Source organism: Pseudomonas sp. PS02303, assembly GCF_029959925.1.
Lineage (GTDB): Bacteria > Pseudomonadota > Gammaproteobacteria > Pseudomonadales > Pseudomonadaceae > Aquipseudomonas > Aquipseudomonas mandelii.
On record NZ_JASCOM010000269.1, the window covers coordinates 1 to 7,611 of the forward strand.

7 protein-coding genes are annotated in these 7,611 nt (G+C 61.3%); 4 read left to right on the forward strand and 3 right to left on the reverse strand.

Features of this window, described 5'->3' with window-relative positions; all coding sequences use genetic code 11:
• Window positions 1–179 precede the first annotated feature (179 nt).
• The 3 genes from QMX98_RS29855 (at window position 180) to QMX98_RS29865 (ending at window position 3,869) form a co-directional block, all read left to right on the forward strand.
• The gene (locus QMX98_RS29855) at window positions 180–1,118 is read left to right on the forward strand and encodes a cyclase family protein (RefSeq protein ID WP_102595064.1); all 939 of its coding nucleotides are present in this window, start codon (window positions 180–182) and stop codon (window positions 1,116–1,118) included.
• A 165-nt stretch (window positions 1,119–1,283) separates the two neighbouring features.
• Complete coding sequence (locus tag QMX98_RS29860; RefSeq protein ID WP_282411826.1) at window positions 1,284–2,867, forward strand: aldehyde dehydrogenase (NADP(+)); 1,584 nt, start codon at window positions 1,284–1,286, stop codon at window positions 2,865–2,867.
• Window positions 2,868–2,939: 72 nt separating this feature from the next.
• Complete coding sequence (locus QMX98_RS29865; protein ID WP_077749438.1) at window positions 2,940–3,869, forward strand: LysR family transcriptional regulator; 930 nt, start codon at window positions 2,940–2,942, stop codon at window positions 3,867–3,869.
• Here QMX98_RS29865 and QMX98_RS29870 read toward each other — a convergent pair.
• From QMX98_RS29870 to QMX98_RS29880, 3 genes are all read right to left on the reverse strand, one after another.
• The gene (locus QMX98_RS29870; RefSeq protein ID WP_282411827.1) at window positions 3,862–4,845 is read right to left on the reverse strand and encodes a cyclase family protein; all 984 of its coding nucleotides are present in this window, start codon (window positions 4,843–4,845) and stop codon (window positions 3,862–3,864) included. The two genes, QMX98_RS29865 and QMX98_RS29870, sit on opposite strands and share 8 nt — an antisense overlap.
• Before the next feature lie 142 nt (window positions 4,846–4,987).
• Window positions 4,988–5,302: an NIPSNAP family protein gene (locus QMX98_RS29875; RefSeq protein ID WP_010455264.1), complete on the reverse strand. Its 315-nt coding sequence runs from the start codon at window positions 5,300–5,302 to the stop codon at window positions 4,988–4,990.
• Window positions 5,303–5,315: 13 nt separating this feature from the next.
• Window positions 5,316–6,482, reverse strand: coding sequence for an iron-containing alcohol dehydrogenase (locus tag QMX98_RS29880; protein ID WP_083376489.1), 1,167 nt, complete (start codon window positions 6,480–6,482; stop codon window positions 5,316–5,318).
• A gap of 154 nt (window positions 6,483–6,636) precedes the next feature.
• Between QMX98_RS29880 and QMX98_RS29885 the strand changes: the two genes are divergently transcribed.
• Complete coding sequence (locus QMX98_RS29885; protein WP_221106279.1) at window positions 6,637–7,425, forward strand: SDR family oxidoreductase; 789 nt, start codon at window positions 6,637–6,639, stop codon at window positions 7,423–7,425.
• Window positions 7,426–7,611: the final 186 nt, after the last annotated feature.

Here is a 7,611-nt window from a genome sequence, read left to right on the forward strand (position 1 = left end):
CGCGACAGCGGTCTGTCAGCCGACGTCGATGCTGGCTGACCCGCCGCTGTCGCGAGCAGGCTCACCCCCACTGATGTCACTCGTGATAATCCAGAACAATTGTATTGCCCATCCCTGTCTGTTTCCCCACAGACGGGCTGCGTACCTTGGGTCCACTGCAACCTCACAAGGACCCGCTCATGCTGACCCGATTGGTACTGCCGTTTGCCCTGTTGTTCACCCTCCATGCCGCTCACGCGGCGGATGCCGAAAAATGGTACCCCTCGAAATACGGCGCCAACGATGAAATCGGCGCGCTGAATCTGTTAAACGCCGAGTCGGTGATCAACGCCTCCAAATTGATCAAGAGCGGCAAAACCTATCCGCTGGCCGTGCCCATCGACAAGACTCTGCCAGCCTTCCGTCACCGCAGTTTTCACCTGACCAACATCCAGCCGGGCGAGGCGGGTGGCACCACCATGGGGCCTAACAAGTTCACCTTTAACGATGAACTGGTGGTCGGCTGGACCGGTGTCGGCACCCAACTCAACGGCATCGGCCATATCGGCATCGACAATGTCTACTACAACGGCAACCGTGCGGCGGACTTCGTCACCGTCGAAGGCGTGAAAAAACTCGGCATCGAAAAAGTCCCGCCCATCGTCACCCGTGGCGTGGTGCTGGACATGACCGCCGTGTACGGCAGCGCCATCGTGCCGGAGAAAACCGAGTTCAGCGTTGCCGACATCCAGAAGGCACTGGACCTGCAAGGCATCAGCATTCAGAAGGGCGACGTGGTGCTGTTCAACACCGGTTGGCTGGAACTGCTGGGCAAGGACAACGAGAAATTCCTCGCCGTGGAGCCGGGCATCGGCATGGCGGCGGCCAAATGGTTGGCGGACAAGCAGATCGTCGCGTTCGGCGGCGACACCTGGGCCTCGGAGATCTACCCGGCGAAAGACGGCCAGGAGTTCCCGGTCAACCAGTTCATGCTGGCGAAGAACGGCATCTACAACCTTGAATTGATCGACAGCCGCGCGCTGGTGAAGGACAAGGCCTGGGAGTTCATGTTCGTCCTCGGACAGCCGCTGTACAAGGGCTCGACCCAGGTCAACATCAATCCGGTCGCGATTCACTGACACCTGGTGCCACCGATGACGGGCGGGGGATGACGAATACTCATCCCCTGGCCCGTTGTTGTCATTTGTTGCCCATCAGCCCGGCCAATAGAGTGAAGCGTGCGCCATAGGCGTACCCCTTCAATTCGAATGATCGCCTGCCGAACGCCGGCGAGGGAGTTTTTGATGTCCGCTATTTTGGGCCAGCAGTTTATCGACGGGCAGCGCAGCGCTCTTGGCGGCGAAACGTTGCAGAGTTTCGACGCCAGCACCGGGCAAGCACTGCCCTATGTTTTTCATCAGGCCAATGATCAGGAAGTCGCGCTGGCAGTGACGGCCGCCTCGCGAGCTTTTGCCCCGTTTCGTCAGCTGTTGCCGTTACGACGTGCGGAGTTTCTTGGCGCAATAGCTGATGAAATCGATGCGCTGGGTGACGATTTTATCGCCTTGGTGTGCCAGGAAACCGCCTTGCCCGAAGGGCGGATTCGCGGTGAGCGCAATCGCACCACGGGCCAGTTACGCTTGTTTGCGCAGGTGTTGCTCCGGGGTGATTTTCTCGGTGCGCGGATCGATCAGGCTCAGCCCGAACGCACACCGTTGCCGCGCCAGGACATCCGTCAGTACCGCATCGGCGTCGGCCCGGTCGCCGTGTTTGGAGCGAGCAATTTCCCACTGGCGTTTTCCACCGCCGGTGGCGATACCGCTTCTGCGCTGGCCGCCGGTTGCCCGGTGGTGTTCAAGGCCCACAGCGGGCACATGGCGACCGCGGACCGCGTGGCCAGCGCCATCGTGCGCGCGGCACAGCGCACCGGCATGCCTTCGGGCGTGTTCAACATGATTTACGGCGCGGGTGTCGGCCAGGGGTTGGTCAAGGCCGATGGCATCAAGGCCGTCGGTTTCACCGGTTCATTGAAGGGCGGTCGAGCCTTGTCCGACCTGGCCGCCGCGCGCCCGCAACCGATCCCGGTGTTCGCCGAGATGTCGAGTATCAACCCGGTGATCCTGCTGCCTGAGGCGCTGAACACCCGTGGCAGCCAAGTCGCCGAGGAACTGACCGCGTCGATCAACCTCGGCTGCGGCCAGTTCTGCACCAGCCCCGGACTGATCATCGGCCTGCACTCGCCGCAGTTCAGCGAGTTCCTGGACGTATTCGCGCAAAACATGGGCAGCCAACCGGCCCAGACCATGCTCAACGCTGGCGCCCTGAACAGCTATCGCGCAGGTCTTCAACACATCGTGGCCCACGAACGGGTCGATCACCTCGCCGGTCAGCCGCAGGGCAAATCCAAGGCGCAACCGCAGTTGTTCAAGGCCGACGTACAGTTGTTGCTCGACGGCGATCCGTTGTTGCAGGAAGAGATCTTCGGCCCGGCCACGGTGGTGGTGGAGGTCGCAGACCGGCACCAACTGCGCGCCGTGCTCGGCAGTTTGCACGGTCAACTGACCGCCACGCTGATTGCCGACCCGGCGGACCTGGATCGCTTCGGCGACCTGTTGCCGCTACTCGAAGACAAGGTCGGACGCTTGCTGCTCAACGGCTACCCGACCGGCGTCGAAGTCAGTGATGCGATGGTGCATGGCGGACCCTATCCAGCCACTTCGGATGCCCGCGGCACCTCAGTCGGCACCTTGGCCATTGATCGCTTCCTGCGGCCGGTCTGTTACCAGAACTATCCTGATGAGTACCTGCCCCAGGCGCTGCAAAACGCTAACCCGCTGAGCCTCAATCGACTGGTCGATGGCCAGTGGAGCAGGGCGCCCCTGTGCTAACCACTTTGCCCACGCCGGCAAATGGCGGCGTGGGCCTGACGGATTTGTCCATTGAAACGAGCACACACCGACATGGTCCCTTCACTTGGCAGCATCGCTTCGCGGCTTCGACTCAAACAACTGCGGTTGCTGATCGCGCTGGACGATCGTGGCTCGTTGCACAAGGCCGCCGAGCACATTTCGATTTCCCAGTCCGGCGCCACCAAGGCCTTGCACGAAGTCGAGTCGTTGCTTGGGATGCCGCTGTTCGAACGTCAGCCCAAGGGCCTGGTTGCTAATGAAATGGGCCGTTGCATGATTCGGTATGCACGGCTGATCTACAGCGACGTCGAACATTTGCGCGAGGAAATGCTCAGCATCATGCAGGGCCAGGGCGGGCGGTTGTCGGTAGGCGTGATCATGGGCGCGGTGCCGTTGCTGACCCGGGCCCTGAGCGAATTAAGGCTCAAGCAGCCGGAGTTGTCCGTGGAACTGGTGGAAAACACCAGCGCCACCTTGCTCGGTTTGCTGGATCAAGGGCGGCTGGACCTGGCGATCTGTCGCACCAGCGTTGGCCAGCGCTCGGACGCTTATGACTGCATCGAACTCAGCGAAGAGCCCTTGGCGGTGGTCGCCAGCAAAGACCATCCGTTGGCCCGTGCCGAGTCGTTGCAGTTGTCGCAACTGAGCGATTACCGCTGGGTGGTCTACCCCAAGGACATGCCGATGCGCCAGGCCCTGGAGCGTGAGTTAAATGAGGCGGGGCTGGAGATTCCGCGTTATCCGCTGGAAACCTCATCGACCTTCGCCACCATTCTGTTGGTGCAGCAGGACCCGACCTTGCTGGCGGTGATCCCGGTGGAAGTCGCGCAATTCTGCGAGCAACACGATTTGCTGGTGAAATTGCCGGTGTCCATGCGCGCGCTGATCGAGCCTTATGGTGTGATCAGCCGGGTCGGCGCCGACCTGTCTCCGGCAGCGACCCTGCTGATCAACGAGCTGAAGCAGGACCTGACTACTTGATCACAATCGGATTCACTGGCGCACCGGTCCCGCCGACAATCTTCAACGGCGCGGCGGTGTAGAGGAACTGCCACTGGCCGTCTTCGGCGCAATCTGTGGCCAGGTCGTCGAGCAGCGCCACTTCGGTGAAGGTCACGCCGAGGTTGCGCATCAAGGCATTGTGCAGCGGGATCAGCACGCCCGAGGTGGGGTCGACCGCCACTTCGTTGGCCATGGTGTCGGTCACCAGGTTGGGAATTTCCATCTGGTGAAACCACTCCACCAGTTCGCGGCTGAAGGTCAGGCCCGGCTCGGCGAAGTCCTTGTAGAACTCTTCCGGTTCGCGCTCATAGAACGAGCCGATCCAACCCGTGCGGATGATCAGGATGTCGCGTTTCTCGATCTCGATGCCCTGGGCTTTTGCTGCGGCCTGCAGATCCAGGTGGTTGAAGGTCTCCCCCTTGTCCAGCACCGCTTTGCCGCGATGGCGCGCCATGTCGATCAGCACCGCGCGGCCGACAATTCCGCGTTCGGCAATCGGCAGGATGCTGGCCTTGTCCATGCTGCCGATGGTGCTCATGGCGTCGTAGCCGTTCCACAGTTTGTTGTCGTGCCAGACGTGGCCGAGCGCATCGTATTGGGTCGAGCCTTGCAGGTGCATGAAGATCACATCGTCGGCGTATTCCACGTGACCGTCAAAGTGGGTCTTGCCCGCCAGGAAGTGGCCCTTGTCCAGTACGTTGACACGCATCGACGGGCGTCGGCCGGGCCACAACGGCTCGCCCTTGGGATGGCCGATCTGCACTTGCAGGGTGAAGGTCTTGCCTTGGCGCACCGAGGCGATGCCCCGGAGGATCTCGGCGCTTTGCAGGTAATTCAGGGCACCGACTTCATCGTCCGGCCCCCATTTGCCCCAGTTAGTGGGCAGGCCTTCGAGCAAGGCCTTGATGTCGGGAGATCGGTCGGCGGCGGTATTGTTGGGATTGTGGTCGCACATGAGGTTGTCCTTGGTTTGAGCCGATTCGGCAGGCCAGTACAAATCCCCGTGTGGGAGCGAGCCTGCTCGCGATGGGGAGTGCCAGTTAACCTTGATGCGTCTGACATACCGCTATCGTGAGCAGGTTCGCTCCCACAGGGGTTTATTTGATCGGGGAGAAATCGGCGGCGATCAGCAGTTTCGATTCCATCTTTTCCAGCATCGGGAACGCTTTCGGCACGAAACCCTCAAGCCAGTCAGGGTCCTGATACAGCGCGGCCCGTTTCTTGATCCGGTCATCAAGGCTCTCGTAGGCCCAGATGTGGATCACCTGATTCAGCTCGCCGATTTCGGTGTACCACCAACCCACCAGCGTGGTGTAGCGGGAGATCACCGGTAGCCCGACCTCCTCGAAGTGCTTGAGGTAGGTCTGCATTTTTCCGATTTGAATCGTGTAGGTGCGCATTTCGTAAAACATGGGCGTGTTCTCTTCAGGAATGAATGCCGTGCCAGGCGTTGCTGATGATTCGCTCAATGTCGGCGGCGGTGGTCAGGCGTGGGTTGACCAGCACGTTGCCGCTGCGCATCGAGTCACTGACCATTTGCGGCATGTAATCCAGGTCCACGCCCAGGTCCTTGATGTTGTCGGGAATGCCGATGGCCTTGTTCAGCGCCACCACGTGGTCCACCACTTTGTGCCCGGCGCGGGCCAGGCTCAGGCCGTCGATGTCTTCGCCCATGGCGATGGCAATCTCGCGAAACAGCTCCGGGCAGGCCGCCAGGTTGTATTCGATGACGTAGGGCAGCAGCGTGGCGTTGGCGATGCCGTGGGGAATGTTGAAGACGCCGCCGAAGGTATGGGAGATCGCATGCACGTTGCCCAGTTTCGATTGGGCAAAGGCCACGCCCGCGAGGAACGACCCAAGCAGCATCTGTTCCCGGGCGTGCAGGTCGGAGCCGCTGAAAAATGCCTTGGGCAGGTGCGTGCAGATCATCTTGATCGCTTGCAGCGCCAGGGCCTGGCTGACCGGGTTGGCCTGCTTCGACACGTAGGATTCGATGGCGTGGGTCAAGGCGTCCATGCCCGTCGCAGCGGTGATCGACGGTGGAAGTTTGAGCGTCAGCTCGGCGTCGAGAATCGCCAGTTTCGGAAACAGTGCCGGGCTGATGATCACGGTTTTGAACAGGGTCTTGGTGTTGGTGAACACGGTGGAGGCGGTGCATTCGCTGCCAGTGCCGGAGGTGGTCGGGATCGCGAAGATCGGCAGGGGTGGGTGCAGCAGTTTGTCGTAGCCCTCGTAGTCGAGGATGTTGCCGGGGTTGGTGGCCATGGCCGCCACGCCCTTGGCGGTGTCGATGCTGCTGCCGCCACCGACGCCGATCACCGAGTCACAGTCGTGGTTTTTCAGGAAGGCCACGGCTCGTTCCAGCACGTCGGTGGTGGGGTTCGGTTCGACGCCGGAAAACACTTCATAGCCGATGTCACTCTCGGCCAGGGAGGCGAAAAAACCTTCCATCACGCCCGACGCCATCAGCCCTGCGTCAGTGACCACCAGCAGTTTTTTCCGAACATGGGGCTTGAGCAATGCACCGGCCTGACGCACCAGGCCGTTGCCGCTTTTCAAAGTGGTGGGGAAATAAAACTGGAACGGGTTCATGGGTTTCTCCGGTTCTTATTGGTCCGCAGACAGTAATAAGCGTGGGAGGCGGCCGATAATGAAAAGGTCTGATCCGCCGATCACCCTTTGTCATCCCCCGGCGAGGCGGGTCCTGGTGGTAACGTGAGGTTTTCCAACCGTCAGGAGCATCGTCATGGATTTGGGTATTTCAGGTCGCTGGGCCATCGTCTGCGCCGCCAGCAAGGGCCTGGGTCTGGCCTGTGCGCGGGCCTTGGCGAAGGAGGGCGTCAACCTGGTGATCAACGCCCGGGGTGACGAAACCTTGCAGGCTGCCGCTACAGAATTGCGCAGCCTGGCGCCGGGCATCGACGTGCGCACGGTGGCCGGGGACATCAGCACGCCCGCAGTGCGCGACCAGGTTTTGGCGGCATGTCCGCAGGTGGACATCCTGATCAACAACGCCGGCGGACCGCCTCCGGGTGACTTCCGTGACTGGCAGCGCGACGACTGGCTGAAGGCGCTGGATGCCAACATGCTCACGCCCATCGAGCTGATCAAGGTCTGCGTCGATGGCATGGCCGAGCGCGGTTTCGGGCGTATTGTCAACATCACCTCCGGCGCGGTGAAGGCGCCAATCGATGTGTTGGGACTGTCCAACGGCGCACGCAGCGGCCTGACCGGTTTTATCGCCGGGCTTGCACGCCAGTCACGGCTGGCCGGGCACAACGTGACGATCAACAATTTGCTGCCGGGACCGTTCGAGACCGAGCGTTTGCACAAGACCCTGAGCGCCGCCGCCGAGGCCAATGGCACCAGCGTCGAAAGCATCAGCGAACAGCGGCGCAAGCACGTGCCGGCCCAGCGCTTCGGGCAACCCGATGAGTTCGGCGCCTACTGCGCGTTCATCTGCAGCGCCAATGCCGGTTTCCTCACCGGGCAAAACCTGCTGCTGGACGGCGGCAGTTACCCCGGGACGTTCTGATCTTTTCGGGGGATGACGTTTGGTGATCCCCTAATCAGATCCCCTCATTATTCAGCCCGAGGACGCGTGATTAGAGTTGGGGTGCTTGCCCAACACCCGTCAGCCAAGATGTAAACCCAGTAGGAGCGAGGCTTGCCCGCGAAGGCGATGTGTCATTAACAATGATGTCCACTGACCCTCCGCCTT